The organism is Pseudoalteromonas sp. OF5H-5, from assembly GCF_021530695.1.
Classification (GTDB): domain Bacteria; phylum Pseudomonadota; class Gammaproteobacteria; order Enterobacterales; family Alteromonadaceae; genus Pseudoalteromonas.
This window is the reverse complement of record NZ_JAKGBF010000002.1, coordinates 274,851-298,752: the sequence shown is the minus strand read 5'-3', so window position 1 is coordinate 298,752 and position 23,902 is coordinate 274,851. Positions and strand designations below refer to the sequence as shown.

The window sequence follows — 23,902 nt, the reverse complement described above, 5'->3', positions numbered from 1 at the left end:
CTCACAATTACTGATTTTCTATATCTTGAATCGCATCCACTGTAGACAGTGAAGGCAATAATAAACTGATAACTTTGTTCCAACGAGCAAGTGGCGCGCTAGTCACATACACAATATCTTGTGGCTCAAGTTCAAACTGTTCAGCAAGTACTAGAGAGGCTACGTTTTTAGCATGTAGCTGATATACATCTGCAAGCACACCATCTTTTTGCAGGTCGCGCTTACGCAAGACAAAAACACCGTTTGCGTCTGCTGTACGCTCGTTAAAGCCACCAACATCCGTTAGTGCTTCAGCTAGGCTTAAACCATAGCGGTTTACGTCTACTTTGCCCGCTTTAATCACATCACCCAACACATACACGTTGCGTTTATCATTACGACTTACGTGTACAATATCACCGTGTCTAAGTAAGCGGTTTTGTGAAATATCACCTTCGGCATAAAAATCATCGAGTTGAATAACTTCAGTTTTGTCACCACGAGTAAAGGTTACCGTTTCCCAATCGGCGCTTTCTGTTAAACCGCCTGCTTGGTTTATCGCATCAATGAGTGTCACTGGAGTTTCTGTGATTGGGTACACACCAGGTTTTGTGACTTCACCGGTTACATACGCTTTTTGGCTTTTAAAACCAACCACTTTCACGTCGATTTGCGGTTCTTCAATAACACGACTTAGTCTTTTTGCAAGGTCAGTTCTAAGCTCGGTTACTGTGCGACCAGCAGCAGGAACCTTTGGCGCATAAGCAAAGTTGATTGTACCATCGGCTTGAACACGGAAACCGTCAAACTCTGCTGTTCGTTGTACAGCTGCTGGAATGGTGAGTTCAGGATGATCCCACACACCAATGGTGATTACATCACCTACGCCAAGACGATATTCATAATTTGAAACATCAATACCCGCAAGCGACGAGTGATCAATTTGTTTCGCTCGTTTGATTTTATGTTCTTGCACCAATTGCGAGTCGATAATATGAATATTTACTTTTTCAAGATCTCGCTCAAGGTTTGCAGTTTGTTCACCAGAACCTATTCCTTCGAAATGGCCACCTGGAACGAGTGTACAGCCACTCATTGCAAGTAATACAGTTGAAGCAATGATAGTTTTACAGCGTAGCGCCATTGTATCTTCCCAAAAGTGTTTATAGTCTTTTCTTTTAATTACTTTTATTGCCTTTTACTTAATAACGTAAAGACAACAGAAATTTCGTGGGCTAATTAAAGCATGCACGATTGTTAATCGCAAGTGAGTACTAGGTTTTGCAGCTGTTCTCACTCTTAGTTCCGTGTTTTATCTGCTATGTGATAAGAATTTGTGTCTTAATCCCGCAAATTTTCACCTGAGCCCTTTATTTAGCACAACCCGTTTTATTCACCATTTCGCAACTAACACACTAAATATAGAACGAAGAGCTAATTAATACAGTTTCACTAAGATAGAACGTCTATTCATCTACCATCTAGGGACACAACTGCCTGACTCAACCCTTCTCAATATATTTAGGCACGCTTCCGCCCTTAGGTTGCAGCTCCTAAATGCTGTTCTAGTTTTTATTTGTTGTGCTTCGGCCGCAAATATATCTCAAGGTGATGTATCTACACTTAACTTAACGCACCCAAATAAAGTGCCGGTCAGCTAACAGCCATAGCTTTGTGCTTTTACAGTAGTTTGCTGCTGTGTTATCCAGCTAATTTAACCTGAGCTGCGGATAATTAATGCCTTTCTAGCAGCCAGTTTTAGCGCTAACTGCGTTGAATTCACTTCCAATAGCCAGCTATTGGTGCGTAAATTCGCCTTGTTTTCCCTAAAACTCTCTGGCTAGACAAGGAGAAAACTAAGTTGTGCTTTAGCAACAATGAGTTGGAACATTCCTTATCCAAACCTCAGGTTAATTTACTATTCTTAGTAGAATCAAAGTTGCAGAGTAAATCCAGCCTACAGGGGCCAAATCCACTCACACCGTTCTGTTTTTGCTCTTTTGAGTAGAGAAGGTTTAAATTTCAACTTCAGATAACTTAACCGACAACACAGTACACCTTTAATATTACAAATAAATAAGAATAAAGGATTGATTTTTCATTGTACCTTTTTGATTGTACTGTTATCAACAACTATTCTCGTATACTGATTAAGCAATTTAATTAATAAAATGCTTCGAACTTCTCCGTCAGGTTGTTGAAATATTGCGTGAATATCCTTATAGCAACCGTCTGTCAACTGAACCAGATCGCCCTCTTTCAAGTCACATTGCACCTCAACATTGCAAGATTGCATGAGCTCATTAACTAGTTCATCCGGTACTATTTGCAGATCCATTCCATATCGAATGAAATTAGCAACACCTCGAGTGTTTTTTACCGCAGAAAAGTGTGAAGAATGTGGATCAAGACGAACAAATAAATACCGTGGAAAAAGAGGTTGTGTTACCGCTTTCGCACTTGAGTTTTTTTGTTTTATGAAAGTCGGGAAGCAAGATACGATCCCTTGACTTTGAAGATTTGACTGTGCTCTGAATTCCTGTTTTGGTTTACAGTAGAGCAAATACCAGCATTCCATGCGTTGCGTTCCTATAAATAAGCCTGACGGTTTAGGCTCACTATTATACGTATATTCTCAATTGCGTCCACCCTAAAACAGTGCCAATAAAACGCAAACAGCAGCTTTTTTAGCAACGCTTTGTAACGCCAAGCTATTTAGTTAAGTACGATTACACAACATTAATTTTAAGCACATAAATGAATACTCCCTACAAACTAAAGTGAGGTAGAACCTCATGATCTCTTATGTTCTAATAAAGATAGATAACACTTTCTACTCGTTCTCTTCGCCCAAAAACTGTTATTTCAGATATGGCTTTTCAAAAATACTGTTGGAAGCCAGTGGCTCAAAACGATAAAGACCTAGCACACTTACAGTTGCATAGTTGTTAATAATAAGAACAAAATTTCAACCTTACTTCCTATATGGAGTATTACTCACCCACTAGGAATAACTTAGTTGAGGATCTCTCAAATGTTAGAGTGCGCGTTAAAAGCGTATTTTACAGTAAAGAAAAGAGCGGACTGATTAATTTGCTTGCAATAGACCAGCTATTGGCGCACAAATTTGCCTTGTATTAAGAAATAACTTCTGGCTAGCGTGATATTGCGCTTTTGAACTTAGGTATTTTAATAGCTTAACTAACTTCTTATCCCGAGTTCCGGTTATATAGCGAAATTTTAGCAGGATTTTGAAACTTAATAACACTGACCGAGAATGGTTTTTGAAACATGAAGAACTTTAAGTGCATTCACACTATTTACTTGTATTTTTGAACTACTAATCATCTAGATTGAAGAATTAGCGCAACCCTAAGTTTGCTCAGATCTGCGCTAACTGTTCAGCAAAGAGAACCCTATGCGCGGTGCTTTCTGTACCATTTTAGGATTCGCCATACATGCAAAATTGCGTAGTTATAAACTAAGAAAATTCCGATAAAAGCGACAAACATCACGGATTCTGGAATCTCAAATAGCTCTCCCGCAACGCCTATCGACGCAAATAAAGCACCAATCAGGGAGATTACTAATAAGGCTTGTCGTGAGTTAAAGCCGGCGCGTAAAAATATGTGATGCAGGTGGTCCCGATCAGGGCTAAATGGTGATTTCCCTTTTCGTATACGACGAATAATAATAGCCGCCATGTCCATCAAAGGAACAGCAACTATCCAAAGTGCTGTTACGGGCCTAAAAGAACTTGTCGCACCTTGAGTGTTGATGGCAAGTAACCACACCACGGTAAAACCAATGAACATACTGCCAGCATCGCCCATAAAAATTTTCTTATACTGAGTTCCAAAAGCACCCAAGTTGAAAATCAAATAAGGAACTAGAGCGACTACCAACAAAACTGACAGTAAATTTTCTTGTCCACTCAAAAACAACAGAATAGATATCGCGCTCAGCGTAATGATAGCCATCGTTCCCAAAAGTCCATCAATACCGTCAACCATGTTAAAAGCATTGATGATTCCGATCACTGCGACGTAGGTAAATAACACGCCAAACCAGCCGAGATTAATGTCTCCAAATGAGAAAAGATCCCCTAGATTTTGAATATAACTATCTATCGAGAATATCATTAGGGAAGCAACAACAATTTGAAAAAATATTCTAAAGCGCACACTCAAATCGTGCTTGTCATCCATCACTCCTATCAGCACCATGAGGCCTGATGCTAAAAGGTAACAACCTAATTCGATACTAAAAGGAAAAAAGAGGCTAGATGTAATGAAAATACTACTAAAAACGGCAATTCCACCGATTAGGGGGATATGTCCTTCATGCTTCTTTCTCTCGTTCGGCTTATCAACCAAATTAAAACGGATCGCCATGGGCCGCACGACACCAATTGCGGCTAAAGACATTGCGAACGAAAACAATAAGGCTAACATGAGCTCCACTATAGATTCTCCATTAATGAATTCACCTGAATAGTCGAGTTTGAAGTACAAAATCTGTGAATGTAAAAATATAAAACCACTCTATGACCTCTTTGTCGTTTACAACCTCTTCAGTGAGCGCATGCAGGTGTGTTCTTTAAAACTGGAGCATTATAGCCGATTGATACCACCAATGCACTACCCAAACAACCGCTTCAATAGATGTTTTACATAAATTTGAAACGAATAAAAACGTTCTTGTTGTGATCTTTTGTTATTTAACGTTAACCCGTGAATTGCTCTTGTCGTAAACAAAAGCAGCCCCGCTGTCCAAACTAATGATAATCACATGTTTTATCAGTAAAAATATCCAAGCTTAGCCATACTTTACATGCCTATTAAGATTACATAGCAACCTGTTTATTGATCTTTCAAATCCTGTATAATGCATCTTTTTTTAAGCATCATGGAATAATTGCCTAATGTCCGAGTCGACACTAATCACGCGGAATGAACCACCTGAATTTTCAGAATTAGCTAAGTTTTTATGGTCAGCAAAACTAATGATATTAGGCATCAGTTTTATATTTGCTATCGCCGGAGTAATGTTAGCGCTCAGCTTACCAAACACATATCGTTCGAGCGTAGTATTAGCACCAACACAAAGCTTGAAAAATGCATCAGCTGACTTAGGTAGTTCTTTAGGAGGACTTGCTGCATTAGCTGGAATTTCACCAGCCCAAAACGGTGGATTTAAAACTGAAGTTGCACTGGCAAAACTTCAAAGCAAAGAATTTTTATACCGATTATTTGATGAACAGAACTTAATCATTCCACTCATCGCATCCAAATCATGGGATGTTGAAACTAATACGCTCACGCTTGACGAGGCAATAATAGACCCTAAGACGACTCAGTTCCTTGAGTTGGATGAACGAGCACAACTGTGGGAAACCTACAAAGCTTTTTCCAAAATGCTTAGTGTAGAAGAGCAAAGAAATGGGATGTTTACCATTTCGTTTGAACACCTTTCGCCGTACTTTGCCCAGAAGATATTGGACACATTGATAAGCGAAATTAATCAAACAATGCAAACTTACGACATCAAGCAAGCTGAAAAAAGTATTGAGTATTTAAATAGAAAGTTAGAACAAACAACTATTGCAGATATGCAAGTGGTCTTTTATCGTTTGATTGAAGAGCAAACGAAGCAAAAAATGCTCACTGAAATTGAAGACGAATATATCTTTACCACAATTGATCCACCAAGCTTCGAAGAAGAGAAGTATGCACCAAAGCGCGCTTTTATCGTAATCATCTTAACGATTTTAGGTGGTTTATTTGCAACTTTTATCTATCTCGTCCGCTTTTACTCACAAAGAAATAGATAAACACATAGACGTTGGTAATACATCAAAGTGTTGTTACCAACGAATACAAATTACAACTTTGGTAATTTACTCTTTTTGATAGCAATGTTGTTATTTGTGAGCTGAATACAAAAAGGCTATTAAAAAGCCAATAAACTAATCTACGGTAATAAAATTCACTTTTTATGAAAGACCTTCTCAATAAAAAAATTTACTCAGGCGACCAGTTTGATGCAATACGAGCAAATGCCTTAAAGGCAGACAAGCCTGTTGCGATTTCATTCGTTAACCCATTTTCTTACCATGAAGTACAAAAACGGCCTGAGCTGGTAGAAAATATTGATTACTTTTTTTCAGATGGTGCGCTACTTTGTAAGCTAAATAACTTGTTTCTACCTAAAATAACGCGTGCAAGTTTTGACTATAGCTCAATTGCAGCACCGTTTCTTCAGCATATTAGTGACGAACATTTAAATTTAGCTGTTATTGGTGCAACTGCAGACGAAAATGAAAAAGCAGTAAAGGTCCTCAAGCAACAATATCCAAATATTCATATTGTTTATGCTCGAGACGGGTATATTGATGATACAGCCCCCGTGTTGAAAGAGTTGGAAGAACGCAACGTAGATGTAGTATTAGTTGGTATGGGTACTCCATATCAAGAGCAATTCTGCGTAACCGCTAAAAACAAAATTCACTTACCTATGCTGTTCATTACTTGTGGTGGATTTCTAACACAGACTTCAATAAAACCAGATTATTACCACCCTATAATAAAGAAATTAGGACTACGGTGGCTACAACGTATGGTTAAACACAAACATGTTCGGGATCGCGTTATCCGCCAATATCCGAAGTTTATTGTTAGCTACCTATATCACATGCTAAAAAAGAAGTAGTCAATGCAACGAGCTAGCTTTCCTCAATTTGTAACTTTTGCGGCCATATTTCTTCTTTTCTATTGGCCTACGTACTTCATACCGTCAATTGCGCCAACGGTTATGCAAAAGTCTTACTTTATTGTAATGCTTGGAATGTTGACTATCAGCATTTTAGCAACGAGGACAAAGTTCGCTTTACCTAGCTTGGCATATGTCTACTTATTACCTACAGTAGCAATGCTGATTACATTTCCATTTCAGTGGCAACACTTTTCAAGCTTCCACTTTGGCGTATTAATTAAGCCATTTTTTCTGTTTTTTTATACTGCAGCATTCTTTTCTTTGTTACGCACACACTTTCAACTACAAGATTTACCAAAACTTACTAAAGTGCTGCTTGGAATGATGATTCTGCAGCTAGTTTTTATCGCATTGCAGATCATTTTAGGTGATATACCAGCATTAAAAATCATCAACTCAAGGCAAGTTTATGCTGGCTTCGGATTTAGAGCTCCAGGAACCTTTGAATGGGTATACATCACCTGCTATGTCCTCAGTTTTTTCCTTGTCTACTGCATTATGGAGTTTTTCCTAGGAAAAAGGAAAGTAGCAGCTGGCATTAGCATTACTTTTATCTTCTTAGCCATTTTTCTTTCTCAATCTAAGACGGGATATCTAGCCACCGCAATAATTGCCATTTACTTCTCAGCTTTATCCGTTGCATTGAATTTAGGAATAGCAAAAAAGCTGCTTATTTTAAAAGGCTGTTTTATAGGCCTAGCTATACTTGCCATCCTCCAGCTAGATATCAATTTACAGTATATTGTCCAATTTATTGAGTTGATGAGTTCAGGTGAATTGGATGGCTCAACGTCAACTAGAAAAGCCCAAACAATTACCGCTTTGAGCCAAGGTCTTGAATACTGGTATTCAGGTTCCCCTCTCGCCTATGACGGAGTGATCATAGAGAATACCTATTTAGATTACTTATTTAGATATGGTCTATTTGGTCTTATTGCAATTACATCTGTATTGATTATTTTTTATTTTTATTCATTAAAGGTATGTTTTACTTCAAGAAGGCATATTGCTACTTTAGGTTTTACACACCTTAAACTGTCCGTATCAGCTCACTTGTCTGTTACCGCAGCTATTCTTTATGCTTTTACGGGCACTCCCTTAGATGCCTACCGCTCTGCGCTTTGGTCTGCGTTTGTCGCCGCACTGATGGTTTATCTTGATTATCTGAGTAAGGACCATATCAAAAGCACATAATCTCCTCCATAAAATGAAACATTAACTGCTGACGATGTATATCGTAACACGGCATAAGCTATGGCGTATTTTTACCACAGGAAGTCGACTGTCGATTCTGAATATTGGCGCTTTGATGCTCAGACTGGCTGCACTAAATCAATCCAAACTGAGCATTATCTTTGTCAACAGCACTTCTGTCACTGCCATTGCACAGTGCTTTGCACTTTTAATAGCTAAACATAAAAAAGCTGTAAGCGTCGCCTAAACCTCACCTAGCAACTGAATCTGCTCGACTTAGAAAGCACTACCAATCAATGAGCTTTACCTGCTTCACTAGCCCATAACGCGGTGAAACAATATCAATCAGCTTGATTTAAAACAGGTGCTTTTGTGGAGTGTGCATGGTTGATTTTGGTTTCATTTTTTACACTTGAATTGCAATTTTTTTGCTTGTGTGATTCAAAAAGCAGAAATTTGAGGATAGTAAGATCGTTTAGATCTTCAAGTAATTCAATAAATCAAATTAGTTTCAGGATGAGCCAATTAGTACTAGGCTGTTACAAAACTCTGAACCAACTCAAAAGCGCTGTTCACCTTTAGTGAGCAGCGCTTCAACCCGACCTAATTAATCGTTATAGGTGTACTGTAAAGCTCTGACAGTGCATTTGTGAAGTCATCCACTTCGGTAGACTCTTTTACAATCTTGGTTGTTATCAACATGATTAACTCTGTTTTGGTTACAGAGTCAGACTTACTTTTAAATAGATTACCTAGTAATGGCAATTCTGAAAGTAAGGGGACGCTATTGTCCTGATCATTTTTCGACTCTTGGATAAGACCCCCTAATGCAACCGTCTGCCCATCACTCGATAATATTTCGGTGCTAATTGAACGGTTTGTAATCACCGGTGAATTTGAACCACCTAACTCATTCGATTCTGCGTTACTATTTGACATAGAAACGGATAACGAGATAACTCCTTGTGAGTTAATCGTTGGCGATATGCTTACACTAATCCCTGTAGAACGATACTGTACGGAATTTGATACCGAGTTATTATTACCTATATCTTCTACCGTTTGGGTAATAATTGGTACCTGCAGCCCAGAGTTGATTGTTGCAGATTCGCCATCTCTGACAATAAAATATGGTCTCGATAATACTCGAATATCTTCGCTTTTATCTTTCCATTGAGGTTCAGCTTTCCAGTTGCCTGATATTACCGTACCAGCAATAGCACCTTCAGCACTACTCAGGGTAAAACTACTTCCAGGTTTCTTCATCCCCTTGCTGTTATACGCCCATTCAACTCCAGTGGCTGCTGAGTCTGTCAATGTGACTTCTAAAATAGTGACATCAAGGATTACCTGGCCCGGTAAAGAATCCATCTTTTCAAGTAGAGATTCGACCAAGCGGTACTCATCTTTTGTCGCATAGAATATCAATGAGTTTTGTTGTTTATTCAAAGAGAAGCTTAGCTTTCCATCAGGGGTTGATCCGCCTTGAGCTGAGCTGCTCTCACCGTTTTTATCTGATTGGAAATTCTGCAATAATGGGGCTAATGCCGTTTTCATATCTTCTGCTTTTGCATATAGCGGCTTAAACACAAAATATTGGCGCTCATCTCCAGCTATTGGCACATCTATTTTTTGTGCCCAGAAGCTCATTCTATCCACAATTTCCGCACTGCTGGCATAAACAACAACAGAGTTGATACGTGGAATGGTAACAAAGGATACATCGCCGCTAGAGCCCATAGCTAATCCATCTTCAGTTAACAGCTCTCTAATTTTCTTAACACCATCGTCAGGTGCAATGTGGGCAAACTCAAATAATCTGATTTCTCTTCCGTATGCTCTTGGGACATCAAGCATATTAATCAGGTTAACCGCTCTAATTATTTCACTCTTCTCGCCCTCTAATATAAGTAACTTTTGAGCTCCATAAACGGTTACCGTCGCTGTCGATAACTTATCTAAAATGCTAGTTAAATTTCTACTGCTGCTATATACAAATGGAACTATTTGAGTGATAGCTCCTCCAACATCAGGAACATCTTCTACAGCTTTACCTATACCAACAGAAATTGTGTTTTTCTTGTCCCTACCCTGCGCTAAAGTAAGGTAGATAATTTTGTCTTTGTAGTACGCGCTAATTCCACTTTCTTGCATTGTTTTAATAACAGCCTGGTAAAACTCAGGACGTGGAATTTCTTCAGAGAAATTTAATGTCAGCTTTTTACTAGATGCTGCTAATTCAGCAGATAGTACATAATTGATACCCAAAATTTCTTGAAATGCACGATTAGAAAACTCTTTTATTGGCAGTTCATCCGCGGCAAATGATACACTTGGCCCTTCTAACGCAGGCACATCAATAGAATCTTGATTTACTGCCGATACACCGCCCCAGTCACTAATGTCAGTTTCACTGTAAACGCGTTCGGATTTACTCCCGCTTTCTTCAAGATTTTCACTTTCAATTGCAGCGCGCTCACTGCTAATAATTGAAGGGGTAACTTTTAATTCCTTGTTTAACTTTGGGTTGTTGGCTGCACAGCCGGAAACCAACAACACGCTAAAAAATAAGGCGTTATGATTTATTTTTGAAAATACCACTTTAAACGTCTCCAGCTTGTGGGGATACTTCAACCTCTAATAGAACACTTTTATACATTTCAATGCTGATATTATTACCATCAGATATAATAACTGAACCTGCAATAATATCATTAACTGTATAATGGAAAAATGATTCACCAATTGAGACTGGTTTTATCTCATTAATATTGTCACCCGTGACCCTAAGCAGCGCCTGAGATTTTCCACCGGTTACATATATTGCGATAGGTGAAACCTTTACCTCTGTGACTTTCTTTTCATTACTTTGTACTTTTTCGATTTTTTTGTATTCAATATTAAAAAAATCTGCGAAACGTTTTGGTTCAAACTTCTCAAACGTCACTTTTGCTTTCTGGTTTTGGTCAAGTTCGTTGTTTAAATTAACCTCTTCATACGAGCTTTGAAGGCTTATGATGTACGATATAAACAAATAACAGGCAAAAATTAACGCCGTAAAAAAAATGGCTAAGTTTCTCATAATGTTGAATACACCTGCACAAATTCAATGTTTGCCGTTGCAAACCCTTGATTAGCAATTTCTTGGAAAAAAGATACCTGTCTCACCTTTTTTCCTTTTTCTATGTCTTCTAAACTATCTAGCAGCGCAATGATCTGATTAAGCGGCCCTTCTACGTGCAAATTTCCTGTAAAAGCTGAGTAACCATCATTTATTTTTACCGCTCGTTTTGGAGATTTATTATTAACTTCTATTTCGAGTTCCGCAGTTGCATCATCAATTGCTTTTAACCAAATCAAGCTCACATTATCGTCTTTTTTCAAACGGGGAAGGTTGGCAAATGTTTGCAGTTCAGCTTCAAAGCGCTTTTGTTTCTCGTCTAATAGATCAACGGACGTTATTACCTTCTGTTGTTTGCTTATTAATTGATTAAGGCTATCAATTTCTCTTCTTTTATCAGCTACCCAATCCCACCAAGGAAAGACAAAAAATTCCAACACAAGGATCCCTATGATCGCTACTAAGCCTAACTTTGCTTTTGGTGTTAACTGCGCACTCATTTCCAATCTACCTGTATTGAGAATATTTCTTTACCTGAGTTATGTTTGATTAACGCCCTAGTAAACTTTGCTTCTGATACATGTTCCGCTTCACTATACTTTTGTAGCAAAGCAGTGGCATTCGCAGTCCTTCCTCGGAGCTGTGCGCCTGTTGGAATAATAACAACTTGATCGTACATCACCTCTATATCCCCAGTATCAATTAAAGCTAACTTATTCAATACATTCGGGTTCTCTGCAAAAAACACTGTTAATCCTTCAATTTGCGCCCCTCGACCATCCAAGGTCTTTCGTTTTAATAATGCCTCATCAACCACTGGTTCATTCGCTAACTTCAGTGCTTGTAGTGTCGATAATTTGTATTCGGTATAGAGAGAAGTAGACAACAGAGCGGCCCCTGCGAGCGCTGACAGCGCAATCCCCAACGTTTTATTACTCATTTTTTGTGTTGCTTTACTGACCTGAGTTTTTGTTCGTAAACTGAATAGGTCAGTATAAGATAGGGTGTCCGCAGTCTTTAATAATTCAGTTTGAGTGCTTCCTTCAGTACTTAAGAGTGCAAATGGCGACTCATCTTCCACCCGATCATGCTCAGGTATAATATATAAACAGTCATCAGGAATTTGCTCTTTGGCCGCTGACGGCAAGACAAAAAAAGTGAGCTTGAATTTTTTGGCGTCACTAAGCAGACGAAATTGCCAAAATACCTCACCTTTCAGCGGTAATTTAGTCGCTTTCTCTGCGTTGATAAGGTTCTTTAATTCCGGAAGCAGCTTAAGCGCATATGTTCTTTCAATTACCCAAAGCTGCTGCCGAGCAACAACACATGCTGTCCCTAACGCAAACGAGGGCTTTTTTCGTTCTGTAGATTCCAACTCTCCAGCCGCATTGATGGTGTACTTCAACCACAGTAACGCGTTGACTGAGCCTAGCTTTTTCAGATTCTCATGCATATTTAAAAAACTAACTTCTCATTACTAATAAAGTAAGGGCGTATCGAGCCAACCCCTCTGTAAAAAACAAATTGCTTGGCATAATTTGAATTGGTTCTAGACAAAATTTTTATCTTAAAACGACCACTAGGGTATACCCTCTCATTTCCACTTTCTGCGCTGCCTGAGGTGTCGCTATTGTTGGAAAAGCCAAGCACGGAGTATAAATTGCTTGGTGCAAATTGTCGAACAAGGTACGGCGAACCATACATCACAAGATTGCCTGCAACTTTTTCAAAAAGCGAATCATCACCTAAGATATAACGTAATTCTTGCTTGCTTTGAATTGTTTTGTTTGCTGGCAGAAATGCTTGCTCATAGTCACCCTTTTCAGCTCCCTCTAACCTCACTAAATCATCCTTATCCTGCCAATCGTCAAGCCTGTCCATAATAGTTTGCAAATTTTCAGGCGTTGTTTCACGTAAAATAAGTTGCCGAAATCGCTTTTCATCAAATGGCATTAATGAAACTACACCGAACAGATCCTGTACTACAATGTCGTAATCTCGATATTTAAAGGGTTTACCGTTGATATTGTCGAAAAATGTACTATCAGTAAATTGCTCACCCGAACTACTCGTTGGCCCAAGTACACTCAGTGGTGTTGTAATTAATTCAAATACTAACTCGGACTGGATGGAGTGTACCTCAAGTTCAACATTGCTTCTATTTTTCAAAATCTCAGTATAATTATTGGTTAACTGCCCTTGAGTAGAAAAAAACATCATAATAGCTGCTAGGCAGGCTGAAATCATAAGAACGATTAGCAGTGCCGCACCGTCATTTTTAGCCTTCAAATGCATTTTGAGTATTCCGCTCTAGGTAGTTAAACTCTGGTAGTCGTACTTTAAAAGACTCACTTTCACCGTTGTTTGTATCAAACAATATTTCAATAAAAATCGGAGTTATCCCTCGCTCCCTTCCATCATAATTGCTATACCATGTTGGCTTAGGTTTTGTTGGAGGTGCAAAATATTCAGAAAAGTAGTTATAAAACTCAAACTGGTCTTTCCAACCAAAATAGCGAAAACGTACATTCTCCCCTTCAAAGAGTACAGTAGGGTTTTCGCACCGATCATTCCCTTGTCTATAATCCGGCAGTCCTACGCTGCCGAATGGCAACTCGCAATAGCTTATCCCTTGATCCGTAGAGAACAAACTAACGATGGAAAGAGGGGACTTTGTGAGCAATGAAGCTTCGGTAATAAAAGTAATTTCTTTTTGACTGCCCACAAAAAACGGCATATCGCTAGGCTTATCATAAACGCTAACGAAGTAAGGTTTCACTCCTTTCATTTGCTGCCTCAACACTTTTAAAGAAGCTAAAGCTCGAACCTCTGCCTTGTCGACCTTCTTACCCATTTGTTGTAGCGCAAACCGATAAGAAGAAACGGATATAGCAATGACAATACTAAAAATAGTCATCGCAACAAGTACTTCAACTAACGTGAAAGCTGTTTGCTTTGGTTTAAAATTGCCAAAATACATCTTTAAACTTCGCAACCTCATATTCATCTAGAGCATCATAAACCGTGGCCTCATACAGGACGATTTCACCCACTTCGGAGGACTGCCCATTCTCATCTGAAATCACACGCTGCGCTTTCTTCTTTTCTAAAACTTCAACTCCCCAGTTGAAAACCATACCATCAACAACAAGCTCCCCTTTGTTTTTGCTTAAATATTGATATTGGTATTGTATTTCGTCCAAAGCTAGCTCAACCACTTTGGCGCGAACAAGATTCCTATCCAGACGACTCTCAAAAAGGAAATACGATCGCATAACATAGGTTAAGCTCGTAATAGCGATGAATAGTAAAATGGACGCAATCAGAACTTCAATTAGAGTCATACCTTTATTAGCTTTCACCATTTGACCCTTTTATTAGTTCCAAGCTGCTATGGCTAAATGCGATATAGGAAAGAGGAGATATTTCAAAGTCCTTTTCATTGAGTTTTACATGTTTGAAGTGCACCTGTTTTACAATTCGAACACTCTGACTACTTGGTACTTCAGAGTCAATATCGTCCTCGAGGCTAGATGGCTTGTCATCTTCACCCGAGCTCACCTCTGATGTTTCAAGCTTAGGCAAGGTAATGGTTAACGAAGTCTCTTGGCTTGAAATCAACAGACGCTGGTTGTTGTAAAAGGCGTATAGTCTCGCATACTCAAGCAAAGCCGTTACTTGCCGTTTCTCTGCCAAGTATCTTATTTTATCTAACTGTCCCCATAGATTTGGCAACACAATGGAGCTTGCAAGCCCTATAAGCGCAAGCACAATCAAAAGCTCCACCAAGGTAAAACCTTTTTTATTAGAAAGAGACATCGTTCATAGACACAATACTTAATAACATAACGATAACGACTGAGCCAACAATGCCACCCATTATCAATATTAAAAGCGGCTCCAATAGCGCTGTAAATTTCATTAACCATTGCTCGAAAGACTGTCGACTTCTCCGTGATATTTCTGAAAACGACATTTCTAAATTGCCGCTCTCCTCACCAACAGTGATCAGAGAAAGCGAAATTTCATCGAAAAGCTTCAGCTTAGCTACCGCTCCAGAAATACTTTCACCACTGGAAACCTCGACTTTTGTTTTCTTCAACTTATCGCTCAATTGAGGGTTGATAACTGTCTCACTTGCTAATTCAAGGCTGGACGAAAGGCTAACGCCACTTTCCAACGTAAGCTGCAAGGCAGTAGAAAATCTAATTCGATCTGAAAACGTAATTAGACTTTTAGCTATCGGGAAACCACTTAAGAAGTTTAGTAGCTTAGTTCTCAGTTGATGTTTTTGCAGGGCTAATGCAACTCCGATTGGAATACCAATGAGTGCAACAAATATAACGCCTTGATATTGAATAACCCAGCTCGACATATTTAACAGCAATTGAGTGTACTCAGGAACTTGATCCACCCCTTCAAACATTGCTGACATACTTGGTACTACAAAAGTAAAAATGCCCCAAATAGCTAAAATACAAACAATCAAAATAAAAATTGGATAGGTAGCAGCCTGCATTACCTTGCTTTTAAGTTCATATTGAAAGCGTAAATTCTGGCTCAATCTTTCAAATACTAAGGGTAGTGTTCCTGTACTTTCACCAATCTTTGTCATTTCAACGAATAGCTTAGGAAAAACATTAGGCTTATCTGCTAGCGAATCACTAAGAGAACCGCCATGCTTCAAATCAGATAATACCTGACGCCAAACTCCCCCTATCGCTGAGCTACTGCTTGCTTGAGCAAGTACGGCTATCGCTTTATCAATTCGTAGGCCATTATGTAACAGTGTCGCAAGCTGACTAGTCGCTTCTTCAAGTTCTTTCAAGCTGACTCGGTTACGTTCAAAAAGCGTACTATTTTCTTTTACTGATAACACAAGTTTAAAGTCTTCTTCCAATTTAGCTTGCGCCGAAGCTAAACTGGTGGCATGGACTTCACCCTGTTCCACCATACCTGACTCATTAACAACTTTATATTTGAAGGACTTACTCACCCAGCCACCCTTAACACTTCATCAATTGTCGTGATCCCTTGGATTGCTTTAAGAAAGCCGTCTTCCTTTAACGTTCTTAGATGTTTTTGTTTCATCAGTTCATATAAGTTGTCTAAAAGCTTTTCATCTTTCGCCATTCTCTTTACGTCACTATCGCAGGGTAAATACTCCAAAAAGGCTACTCGCCCTTGGTAACCTGTTTGCTCACAATGGGAGCAAGCCGACGGTTTAAATAAAGAAATAGATTTCTCGGCTAACTTATCTAAGCCATATTTTGACACTAAAAACTCAGACTCTTGCGCAGACAGAGGTTCTTTACAATGCTCGCAAAGCTTTCTCGCTAAACGCTGCGCCATAATAGAAACAAGGCCTGCATTTAAAAGATATTCTTGGATCCCTAAATCTAGCAACCGCGTGTAGGCTGACGGAGCGTCGTTGGTATGCACAGTACTAAATACTAAGTGACCAGTCAGAGCTGATTGTAACGCAATTTTTGCTGTTTCATTGTCCCGTATTTCACCAACCATGATAACGTCTGGATCTTGACGAACAATACTACGTAGACCCGTCGAGAAGTCATAGCCAATCTCTGCATTGACTTGAACTTGATTAACACCGGGAAGCTGATATTCGATTGGATCCTCTAATGTGACAATTTTAACATCAGGACTATTTATCTGACTTAGGAATGAGTATAGAGAAGTTGTTTTACCAGAACCGGTAGGACCGGTCATAAGTATCACTCCTGACGTCTTCTTGATATCAGCATTGATCTTTTCAATCAAATCTTCAGAATATCCTAGATTTGACAAATTGAAGCGTACAGCACTTTTAATCAAAAACCGCATTACTATACTTTCGCCTTCCCCTAGAGGAAGTGTTGAACAGCGGATATCTAAATCTGTCGCCCCCGCCTTCATTGCAATCTTTCCGTCTTGTGGTCTTCGCTTCTCAGCAATATCCATACCCGACAATATCTTTATCCTAGATACAACTGCAAGCTGTAAGCTATTAGGGATCGGTTCTGCTTCTTTTAAAATACCGTCAATTCTGTAACGTGCTCGATATCGACCATCGACAGGTTCAATATGTAAATCCGATGCACCAAGCCTAACGCCTTTATTGATTAGACTGTTTACCAAGTTGACAGTAGGAGCGCCTAATGCAAGCTCTTTAAGCGCGTTAAGGTTTTCAGCATTTACTGGTGTCACTTCATGCTTAAAGATAAACGTTTTACAATGCTCTTTGAGCAGTTCAATCTCTTTGCTCGATAGCACATAAAAAACCACTTCGGCATTTAGTAATCTTAAATAGTCGATGACATGCGGACAATGTGGATTGCTAAAGCCAACCTCTATACATTTTTGACTTGCATTTAAAGGTATAAAGTCATTATTCAACAAAAACTCAACATTGATTGATTCTAATGCCGCTAGTGCATCATCTGAGTACTCAGGGATCCCCTGCCACACTTTACAACCTAGCAAAGATGCATAAAGGTTTGGAATTTTTTCTTCATCTAGCCATCCAGAGTTAATCAACAATGTATCTAGCTTATCATCGGTGTCGATTAAAAATCGTTCAGCCTGTTCTAGTCTTCCAGGCTCTAAGATAACATTATTTTCTACCCAAGACTTAACCTTAGAGTTCCACGTCTGCATCTTCACCTTCACCGCCCAACTTGCCATCACGACCTAAGCTTTTTAGCTGAAAATCTTCTCTGCCTTGCTCATTTGCTTTGCGTTCGTATAAATAGGCATTATTCCATGGATCTTTGGGAATAGCTTTAGAGAAGTAAGGGCCGTCCCACTGAGGTAAATCACTTTGAACGAGATCGTCCAGACTATTTGGATAGTAGCCAAGATCGAGTCTATATGCGTCCAATGCGGTGGATAATACTTGCATCTGCGCTCTGGCACTTGCCTCACGAGCTGAATCTACTTTACTAAACATCCTTGGCGCGATCACTGAGGCCAGCAATCCGAGGATAACCATTACAATTAACAATTCAACTAGGGTGAAGCCTTTAATGGCCTTACTTTTATTAGTCACTTTGCATTCTCCAGAAATAACAACAGGGGCAATTAGCCCCCGCACAATCTACCATAGTGATTTTTTTAGTCCAGCTTTGCTGAGCTTAAAGTGTCGATCACACTGCTTAATTTTGTAATTTCGCCAGCACCAACCACAATTCGATAATCTTCAATTTTACCGTCTACTTGTTTACCAATAACAAAGGTTGGTGTTGATTTTAAACCTAACAATGCAGCTTCTTGTAAAGAAGTATCAATTGCTGCATGTACTTCTTTATCAACTACGCATGCGTCCAGCTTTTCTTTATCTAAACCAAACTTTTCTGCCATTTCTGCAGTTGTATCGTTAGATAGGTCATTGCCTAGTTCGAATAAGTAGTTCTTTACTTCTTCATATTGACCTTGCTTATCTGCACATTTGAGTGCCACAGCAGCAAATGGAGCGTTAGGGTGGATCTGTGCTAATGGGAATTCCCGCGCAACGTAGGCCACTTTACCACTATCTACAAATTTTTCTTTAAATTCAGGCCATACATTCTGTTGATACTTTTTACAGAAAGGACAGTGTAAGTCGGTATACTCCATTACCACAATATTTGCGTCTTTATTACCAATCCATTTTGCATCTTCTGCTACAACTAAAGTGTCAGGCTTAACCAATTCGGCCATACCAATACGCACAGCAATTTGTTGCTGATTTGATTTTAGCTTTTCAATTTCTTGCCTCAGCTCAGCGCTATTATCCGCTGGTTGGCAGCCTGCCAGAGCCATAAAAAATGTTGGTAAAATTAACTTCTTCATTACTTCAACCTTAAAAAAAAACCCCCGCATTCGCGAGGGTTTTTAGTAAACTAAATTAGTTTAAATTATTGTGACCACTCGTTTTGGTCAAGAACTGGCATTACACGGTCAACACCGCCAGTGATACGCTGTACAGATACACCGTGTACAGAATCTCTAGGAGCTGTAACAGTGAATGTTAGCGTGTGACGAGCGTTGCTTGATACAGCGTTAGATGCATTGTCACCTAGAGACTTAGCAGCGTAACCACCGTCAGCACCAGTGTAACCTTTTTGCGTTTCCGCTTGAGCGATTACGTCTGGAACGAAGTAAACAACTGAAGACTGAGCAGGAACCATACCTAGGTCAACTGCTAGTACTCTGCGCTTACCTTCAGTACCGTCAGCAGACTCACCAAATACGTCAACAGTTACTTCAGCTGATTTGTCGTGCTCGTTAGTTACACGTACAAAGTTACCTTCTGCGTTAACAGTGTAAGGAACTTTAAGAACCGCACCATTTACACCAACTTTGTGAGTAACAGGCTTCATATCACAGTGATCAAGATACTTGTCATCAGCAAAGTTAAGCTTGTAGTTAGTAGTAACTTCATAGTTGAAGTTCATGATCTTAGTTGAGTCTTTAGTTTCAACTGTGTAGAACGCTTGGTTGTATTGAGCGCCAAAACGTGGGTCCGTAGCAGCTGCAGGGTTAGCTTCTGCACCGTTAACAAACAAGTCTGTAGCTTCAGTATCATACACTTTCTTAGTTGCATCACCTACAGTGATAACACCTTTTGCAGTGCCTGTTTCTACAGCGATTTCATCAGCTACTGAAGTAACTACACCTGATGCTGCAGTGCGAGTATCGTAGATACCATACTGTACACTTGCGCCAGGAGCACCACTTGAAACAAAGCTAGTTTCTAGGTGATCATCTGCTGAAAGAGTGATTGCACGGTCAAGCAGAGTTGCGCGGTCATAGAAACCTGCTGGGTAGATTGCTTGTGTCTTGTTTACAGTTGAAGTACCTTTTTCGTAAACAAACTCTGTACGAGCTACGATAGCTTGGTTTAGATAGTCTTCACTTTCAGCGTTAACTTTAACTTCAGTTGACTCACTATCTTGTAGTGCATAGAACTGAGGTGAAATATCAACTAGCTTATGAGCAACAGACGTTGCACCAGTGATTGAACCACCGCCATCAGTAGTTGCGCTAGTTACTTTAAGCGTAACAGCTTTAGTTGAAGTTGTTGATGTACATACATCATTTTCAATCTTAATGCTGATAGGCTTTAGAGTAGCTGCAGTTGTAGTAGCAGCATTTTCTGATCTAGAAAGTACTAAACGGGTTCCTGCGCGAATTTCGATATCTTTAGTTAGGAAAGTAAGCGTGTTAGAACCGTCAAAAACACCATCCGCATCCGCTACCGCTTCGAAACCGTCATTAGCATTAGGATCTTTATCTTTAACTAGGTGGATTTTGTTCGCGTTACCGTGGAAAATCGCACCATCTAGTTTAAATACTAATCTAGAACTTGAAGGGATGTTTGTTGTTGGTATATAAACAATCTGAATGTCTCTTTCAGTAGCAGGAGCAGCTGATAAGTTTACATTGTCAAAGTCTAGCGCTAAATCACCAGTTAGCTCGTAAGCTACCTTTGATTCTTTTGTTGGCTCAAGGTCAGTATCAGATGCACCGCCACGCTTGCTTTCTACAATACAAGTTGCGCCAGTATAACGTGTTTCAAATGCTTTGATGTGATCCGCAGCTGCAGCACCTGTTGTGTCGTAAATTTCGAAACAAGCTTCTGTACCTGCGTAAGCGTTACCTGCTAATACAGCAGCAACTGCAGCAGGAACTAAAGCGACTTTATTAAAACGCTTCATTTTTATCTCCATGTATCCGGTGGACACTTTATGTTTTCAGTTAATATTTACACACTCTGGACACCAGAGTATAGCAAAACGTTAAATAAGTTAAAGGGCCCGACCGATACTGCACAAACATGTAGCATCAAATCTAGGCTCTACCATTATGATAAGAACTAACATTTAATTCAAGCCCCATCATAAATTAAAATTTCTACAAAGTTAATAATTTCTCACAATAAATTGCAATCAACCACAAACTGTTCATTTTGTGAACTTTAAGCGCTTATAACCTTTAATTAAGCCAGTGTTCACTTGAGTGCACACCACTTTACTCAACCATCAGAGGTTGTCAATACCTGTATGAGTAAAGTCAGTTTTTCCGTAAATAATTGTTAATAGGTTCTTTGACTTAAAGACAATTATTTAGTTGTTACTTTTTACTTGTTAAGTGTTGCAATTGAAGCAGCAGCTAGACCTAATTGATAAATAATCTGTGTTGCAGTACTCCAAAGCGTCAAGCTATCGATATGTTGAGCATCAAGCGGTACAACAATCGTATCACCAGGAGCTAGTTGGTTAGCATGACTACTCACAGCAAACCAAGTCCCTGAGCCTGGGAGCTCTACTGAACCATTAGCTTTGATAATATAGATCCGTTCATCATCCGCTTTTTGTTTTAGACCACCACTCGCTTTAATATAGTCATCAACTGATTTAGACGAATCAAATAAGTGCGTTGCTGCCAAGTTGACCTCACCAATAACACTGACAGAGTCTTGTACCGCAGGAATATATAGCGCATCTCCATCTTCTAGCTGTAATGCTTGTGTCGAGCGTTTGTCTAAATCAATAACAAGACGTCCTAACGCTTCAACTTTAGACAAATCTCTCAAAATCTTGTCCATATCTTCATATGGCATTGAGGTATTCGCAGTCGCGCTCTTCTGGAAAGTATTGGTAATAATATCGCGTCTTAGCTCTTGCGTTAAACGTTGGATTTGTGAAGTTTCTTTACGCTTAATGGACTCACGAGTAAAAATAGCCGCTTCTTTGTGTGCAAATTGGTTAAAGCCACCCACTCTTTCAAGCAGGCTATCAAGCGTCTCACCGCGTTTGATAGTATACGTACCTGGAAATTTAACTTCACCCACAACTTTAACTTGAAGCCTTTCCTGCCAATTAGGTCTAGGGAAGATGTTTACAGTATCTTTGCTGGTTAGCGCCTGTGTTGGATTCGCCAGTTCATTTACACCATTAAATTGGATATGTTCAACCTGTTTACCATCATCGTATACAACACGGGTCAACTCCACTTGCTCAAGATAAGCCGCTTCAAGAAATCCACCGCCAGCCTGTACCGCTTTTTGAAAATTAGCATTTTTTGATAAAGGATACACGCCAGGAAACTTAACTTGGCCATTTACAGCAAATAATTGCGCTGGCTCTGTTGGTGTTGCCTGTCTTTGCAGCTTGGCTAGAATAGGTGCTAATAGCTTTTGACGACTAAAAACCGCATACTCTTCGTCTTCTACTTCTTTTGGCTCTTGGAACAGCGCATCGATACTTGTGATCAGCTCAACTTCTTCCTCAAGTTCGAACAGCTCATCTTCTTTTAAGCCGATATATTTTAAAAATTCATCGCGTTCAAACTGCTCCCACAGTTTTACGTTTTCACGCAATTTCAGCTGCTCTTTATTATAAGCAAGGTCTTCCAGCAACTGCTCTTCTTCTTCTTTCAGTTGATAGCGGCTAAATACAACAATACTGTCGTTAGAAACCAGCTCAATATCTCCAGATTTACCGTTAAAGATATCTTGCAAAGAGAATTGAATGATCTCAATATCACCTTCAAAGTTTACTTCACGGATAATCAGTGAGTACCCGAAGTCGGCGATAGATAACAAATCTTCCCTTGGCGCACTAAATACATCCTTTAGCGTCTTACCTTGGTGCCATTCATAATGCCCTGGGCTAGTTACTGCACCAACCACAGTTACAGTGTTTTGAAAACGAGTTGATGCGGCATTTACGGATATTTCATCACCGTTCTGCGGCTTATAACTCGTATTTTCAGTAAAGTTGTAGTTCAGGGTAATGCGCCTTCCATCACCGTTGTAACGTGATACGACTACTTTTGACTTGTTTGCGTTCGCTTTGAAACCACCTGACATGGCCATTACACTCTCAAGCGTGTCTGACTCTTTAAGCTCAAAGATGGCTTGGCGGTTAACTTCACCTTTTACTTTAATCTTCTTAGCTGCAGGCGGGATAAATACAACATCGCCAGGCTTTAGGACTACATCATCAGAGCTATCACCAAACAGCAATAAGTCGTATAAATCAAATGTGGTAACTAGCTTACCCGCTCGCTTTACTTGAATTTTTCTAAGCGAACCACTATCACTTACACCGCCAGAAACAAATAGCGCATGGGTCACTGTCGCAAGCGGTGAAACCGTATAACTACCAGGCTTGTATGCTTCACCCACTACCATAATGCGCATAGGGTTTAGCTCACCCATAGAGACAAAAGCTTGAACTCCGATCATTTCTTCTGATATTTTTTTTGTGATCAGTGCTTTTAGCTCTTTAAATGACAAACCAATAACGTGAACCGGGCTCAGGTTTGGAATTGCAAGACGCCCTTCTCTGTCAATTTGAACTTCATGTTCTTCGTTGGTTTTACCATACAAATTGATCTTCACCAGATCGCCAATACCCAACAAATAAGTATCAGGAATTGCAGCCAACTCAGAAGGCATAAATGTTAAAGGCTCACCTGCAAAAAGCTCATAACCAAAAGGCTTTAGCTCTTCCTGCTTCGGCTTAAACTTATCTTCCTCTTCTTCCTCTTCCAGCAATCCATTTTTGTTTCGAGGTTGAATCGAAGTATCTTTTTCTTCTTTCTCTTTATTGCCTAATGTTTTGCTATCTAAAGTACTTAGATCGATGCCATAGCGCTTCGCAAGGGCTTCCTGCTGAGCTTTAGGGAGCTTTTTGAACTGTTCTATTTGCTGTTTGCTTGGTGTCATCGCAACTGATTGGTGCGATATAAGAATAAAAACTGAGAGCAATATTATTCTGAAGAACTTCACTGAAATCTCTTCCATTATAGACTTTTGTTAAACTTTGAGCATTCTACCGAAGTTTG

Annotated in this window: 20 protein-coding genes; 3 read left to right on the top strand and 17 right to left on the bottom strand. The window is 39.5% G+C overall.

Annotation, left to right across the window (positions count from 1 at the left end; translation table 11 throughout):
- Positions 1–7 precede the first annotated feature (7 nt).
- From L1271_RS04180 to wecA, 3 genes are all read right to left on the bottom strand, one after another.
- On the bottom strand, positions 8–1,123 hold the full coding sequence (locus L1271_RS04180; protein WP_010605768.1) for a polysaccharide export protein: 1,116 nt from the start codon (positions 1,121–1,123) through the stop codon (positions 8–10).
- Positions 1,124–2,077: 954 nt separating this feature from the next.
- Positions 2,078–2,557: a transcription/translation regulatory transformer protein RfaH gene (rfaH, locus tag L1271_RS04175; RefSeq protein WP_010605769.1), complete on the bottom strand. Its 480-nt coding sequence runs from the start codon at positions 2,555–2,557 to the stop codon at positions 2,078–2,080.
- A gap of 838 nt (positions 2,558–3,395) precedes the next feature.
- Positions 3,396–4,433: a UDP-N-acetylglucosamine--undecaprenyl-phosphate N-acetylglucosaminephosphotransferase gene (gene wecA, locus L1271_RS04170; protein ID WP_039841210.1), complete on the bottom strand. Its 1,038-nt coding sequence runs from the start codon at positions 4,431–4,433 to the stop codon at positions 3,396–3,398.
- 470 nt (positions 4,434–4,903) lie between these two features.
- Here wecA and L1271_RS04165 point away from each other — a divergent pair, with 470 nt between their 5' ends.
- The 3 genes from L1271_RS04165 (at position 4,904) to L1271_RS04155 (ending at position 7,947) form a co-directional block, all read left to right on the top strand.
- Positions 4,904–5,812 (top strand): Wzz/FepE/Etk N-terminal domain-containing protein, encoded by a 909-nt coding sequence (locus L1271_RS04165; RefSeq protein ID WP_010605771.1) that lies wholly within the window; start codon positions 4,904–4,906, stop codon positions 5,810–5,812.
- A 164-nt stretch (positions 5,813–5,976) separates the two neighbouring features.
- Positions 5,977–6,690 (top strand): WecB/TagA/CpsF family glycosyltransferase, encoded by a 714-nt coding sequence (locus L1271_RS04160; protein WP_010605772.1) that lies wholly within the window; start codon positions 5,977–5,979, stop codon positions 6,688–6,690.
- 3 nt (positions 6,691–6,693) lie between these two features.
- Positions 6,694–7,947 (top strand): O-antigen ligase family protein, encoded by a 1,254-nt coding sequence (locus L1271_RS04155; RefSeq protein ID WP_102056093.1) that lies wholly within the window; start codon positions 6,694–6,696, stop codon positions 7,945–7,947.
- A 603-nt stretch (positions 7,948–8,550) separates the two neighbouring features.
- On the opposite strand, the gene L1271_RS24820 is transcribed toward L1271_RS04155, so the two are convergent.
- From L1271_RS24820 to L1271_RS04085, 14 genes are all read right to left on the bottom strand, one after another.
- Positions 8,551–10,548 (bottom strand): secretin N-terminal domain-containing protein, encoded by a 1,998-nt coding sequence (locus tag L1271_RS24820; RefSeq protein ID WP_010605775.1) that lies wholly within the window; start codon positions 10,546–10,548, stop codon positions 8,551–8,553.
- A gap of 1 nt (position 10,549) precedes the next feature.
- The gene (locus L1271_RS04145; protein ID WP_235366817.1) at positions 10,550–11,029 is read right to left on the bottom strand and encodes a hypothetical protein; all 480 of its coding nucleotides are present in this window, start codon (positions 11,027–11,029) and stop codon (positions 10,550–10,552) included.
- Complete coding sequence (locus L1271_RS04140; protein ID WP_157782793.1) at positions 11,026–11,505, bottom strand: hypothetical protein; 480 nt, start codon at positions 11,503–11,505, stop codon at positions 11,026–11,028. Before L1271_RS04140 ends, L1271_RS04145 begins: the two co-directional genes overlap by 4 nt.
- Before the next feature lie 59 nt (positions 11,506–11,564).
- Positions 11,565–12,521 carry a hypothetical protein gene (locus L1271_RS04135; protein WP_102056090.1) on the bottom strand — a complete coding sequence of 319 codons (957 nt, stop codon included), beginning with the start codon at positions 12,519–12,521 and terminating at the stop codon, positions 11,565–11,567.
- Positions 12,522–12,523: 2 nt separating this feature from the next.
- Positions 12,524–13,363 (bottom strand): type II secretion system protein GspK, encoded by an 840-nt coding sequence (locus L1271_RS04130; protein ID WP_235366814.1) that lies wholly within the window; start codon positions 13,361–13,363, stop codon positions 12,524–12,526.
- Positions 13,347–14,048, bottom strand: a complete 702-nt coding sequence (locus tag L1271_RS04125; protein ID WP_010605780.1) for a type II secretion system protein — start codon at positions 14,046–14,048, stop codon at positions 13,347–13,349. Before L1271_RS04125 ends, L1271_RS04130 begins: the two co-directional genes overlap by 17 nt.
- Entirely contained in the window at positions 14,029–14,433 is a 405-nt protein-coding gene (locus L1271_RS04120) for a prepilin-type N-terminal cleavage/methylation domain-containing protein (RefSeq protein WP_102056088.1), read from the bottom strand. The genes L1271_RS04125 and L1271_RS04120 overlap by 20 nt, the downstream gene beginning before the upstream one ends.
- Positions 14,420–14,887 carry a pilus assembly FimT family protein gene (locus tag L1271_RS04115; RefSeq protein WP_268831111.1) on the bottom strand — a complete coding sequence of 156 codons (468 nt, stop codon included), beginning with the start codon at positions 14,885–14,887 and terminating at the stop codon, positions 14,420–14,422. The genes L1271_RS04120 and L1271_RS04115 overlap by 14 nt, the downstream gene beginning before the upstream one ends.
- A complete protein-coding gene (locus L1271_RS04110) occupies positions 14,874–16,064 on the bottom strand; it encodes a type II secretion system F family protein (RefSeq protein WP_010605783.1) in 1,191 nt (396 codons plus the stop codon). Before L1271_RS04110 ends, L1271_RS04115 begins: the two co-directional genes overlap by 14 nt.
- Positions 16,061–17,725, bottom strand: a complete 1,665-nt coding sequence (locus L1271_RS04105) for a GspE/PulE family protein (RefSeq protein WP_235366810.1) — start codon at positions 17,723–17,725, stop codon at positions 16,061–16,063. Before L1271_RS04105 ends, L1271_RS04110 begins: the two co-directional genes overlap by 4 nt.
- Positions 17,706–18,116, bottom strand: coding sequence for a type II secretion system major pseudopilin GspG (gene gspG / locus L1271_RS04100; protein WP_010605785.1), 411 nt, complete (start codon positions 18,114–18,116; stop codon positions 17,706–17,708). Before gspG ends, L1271_RS04105 begins: the two co-directional genes overlap by 20 nt.
- Positions 18,117–18,181: 65 nt before the next feature.
- Positions 18,182–18,898: a thioredoxin domain-containing protein gene (locus tag L1271_RS04095; RefSeq protein ID WP_235366805.1), complete on the bottom strand. Its 717-nt coding sequence runs from the start codon at positions 18,896–18,898 to the stop codon at positions 18,182–18,184.
- A 65-nt stretch (positions 18,899–18,963) separates the two neighbouring features.
- A complete protein-coding gene (locus L1271_RS04090; RefSeq protein ID WP_235366804.1) occupies positions 18,964–20,766 on the bottom strand; it encodes a hypothetical protein in 1,803 nt (600 codons plus the stop codon).
- A 422-nt stretch (positions 20,767–21,188) separates the two neighbouring features.
- Positions 21,189–23,861, bottom strand: a complete 2,673-nt coding sequence (locus tag L1271_RS04085) for an SLBB domain-containing protein (RefSeq protein ID WP_416348732.1) — start codon at positions 23,859–23,861, stop codon at positions 21,189–21,191.
- Positions 23,862–23,902 lie beyond the last annotated feature (41 nt).

Excerpts from the sequence above, each read along its gene's own strand:
- rfaH (WP_010605769.1), bottom strand. The coding sequence starts at position 2,557 with ATGGAATGCTGGTATTTGCTCTACTGTAAACCAAAACAGGAATTCAGA.
- L1271_RS04085 (WP_416348732.1), bottom strand. The coding sequence starts at position 23,861 with ATGGAAGAGATTTCAGTGAAGTTCTTCAGAATAATATTGCTCTCAGTT.
- L1271_RS04180 (WP_010605768.1), bottom strand. The coding sequence starts at position 1,123 with ATGGCGCTACGCTGTAAAACTATCATTGCTTCAACTGTATTACTTGCA.
- L1271_RS04135 (WP_102056090.1), bottom strand. The coding sequence starts at position 12,521 with ATGCATGAGAATCTGAAAAAGCTAGGCTCAGTCAACGCGTTACTGTGG.
- L1271_RS04090 (WP_235366804.1), bottom strand. The coding sequence starts at position 20,766 with ATGAAGCGTTTTAATAAAGTCGCTTTAGTTCCTGCTGCAGTTGCTGCT.
- L1271_RS04155 (WP_102056093.1), top strand. The coding sequence starts at position 6,694 with ATGCAACGAGCTAGCTTTCCTCAATTTGTAACTTTTGCGGCCATATTT.
- wecA (WP_039841210.1), bottom strand. The coding sequence starts at position 4,433 with ATGTTAGCCTTATTGTTTTCGTTCGCAATGTCTTTAGCCGCAATTGGT.
- L1271_RS04115 (WP_268831111.1), bottom strand. The coding sequence starts at position 14,887 with ATGTCTCTTTCTAATAAAAAAGGTTTTACCTTGGTGGAGCTTTTGATT.
- L1271_RS04095 (WP_235366805.1), bottom strand. The coding sequence starts at position 18,898 with ATGAAGAAGTTAATTTTACCAACATTTTTTATGGCTCTGGCAGGCTGC.
- L1271_RS04130 (WP_235366814.1), bottom strand. The coding sequence starts at position 13,363 with ATGCATTTGAAGGCTAAAAATGACGGTGCGGCACTGCTAATCGTTCTT.
- L1271_RS04160 (WP_010605772.1), top strand. The coding sequence starts at position 5,977 with ATGAAAGACCTTCTCAATAAAAAAATTTACTCAGGCGACCAGTTTGAT.
- L1271_RS04145 (WP_235366817.1), bottom strand. The coding sequence starts at position 11,029 with ATGAGAAACTTAGCCATTTTTTTTACGGCGTTAATTTTTGCCTGTTAT.
- L1271_RS04165 (WP_010605771.1), top strand. The coding sequence starts at position 4,904 with ATGTCCGAGTCGACACTAATCACGCGGAATGAACCACCTGAATTTTCA.
- L1271_RS04120 (WP_102056088.1), bottom strand. The coding sequence starts at position 14,433 with ATGGTGAAAGCTAATAAAGGTATGACTCTAATTGAAGTTCTGATTGCG.
- L1271_RS04125 (WP_010605780.1), bottom strand. The coding sequence starts at position 14,048 with ATGTATTTTGGCAATTTTAAACCAAAGCAAACAGCTTTCACGTTAGTT.
- L1271_RS04105 (WP_235366810.1), bottom strand. The coding sequence starts at position 17,725 with ATGCAGACGTGGAACTCTAAGGTTAAGTCTTGGGTAGAAAATAATGTT.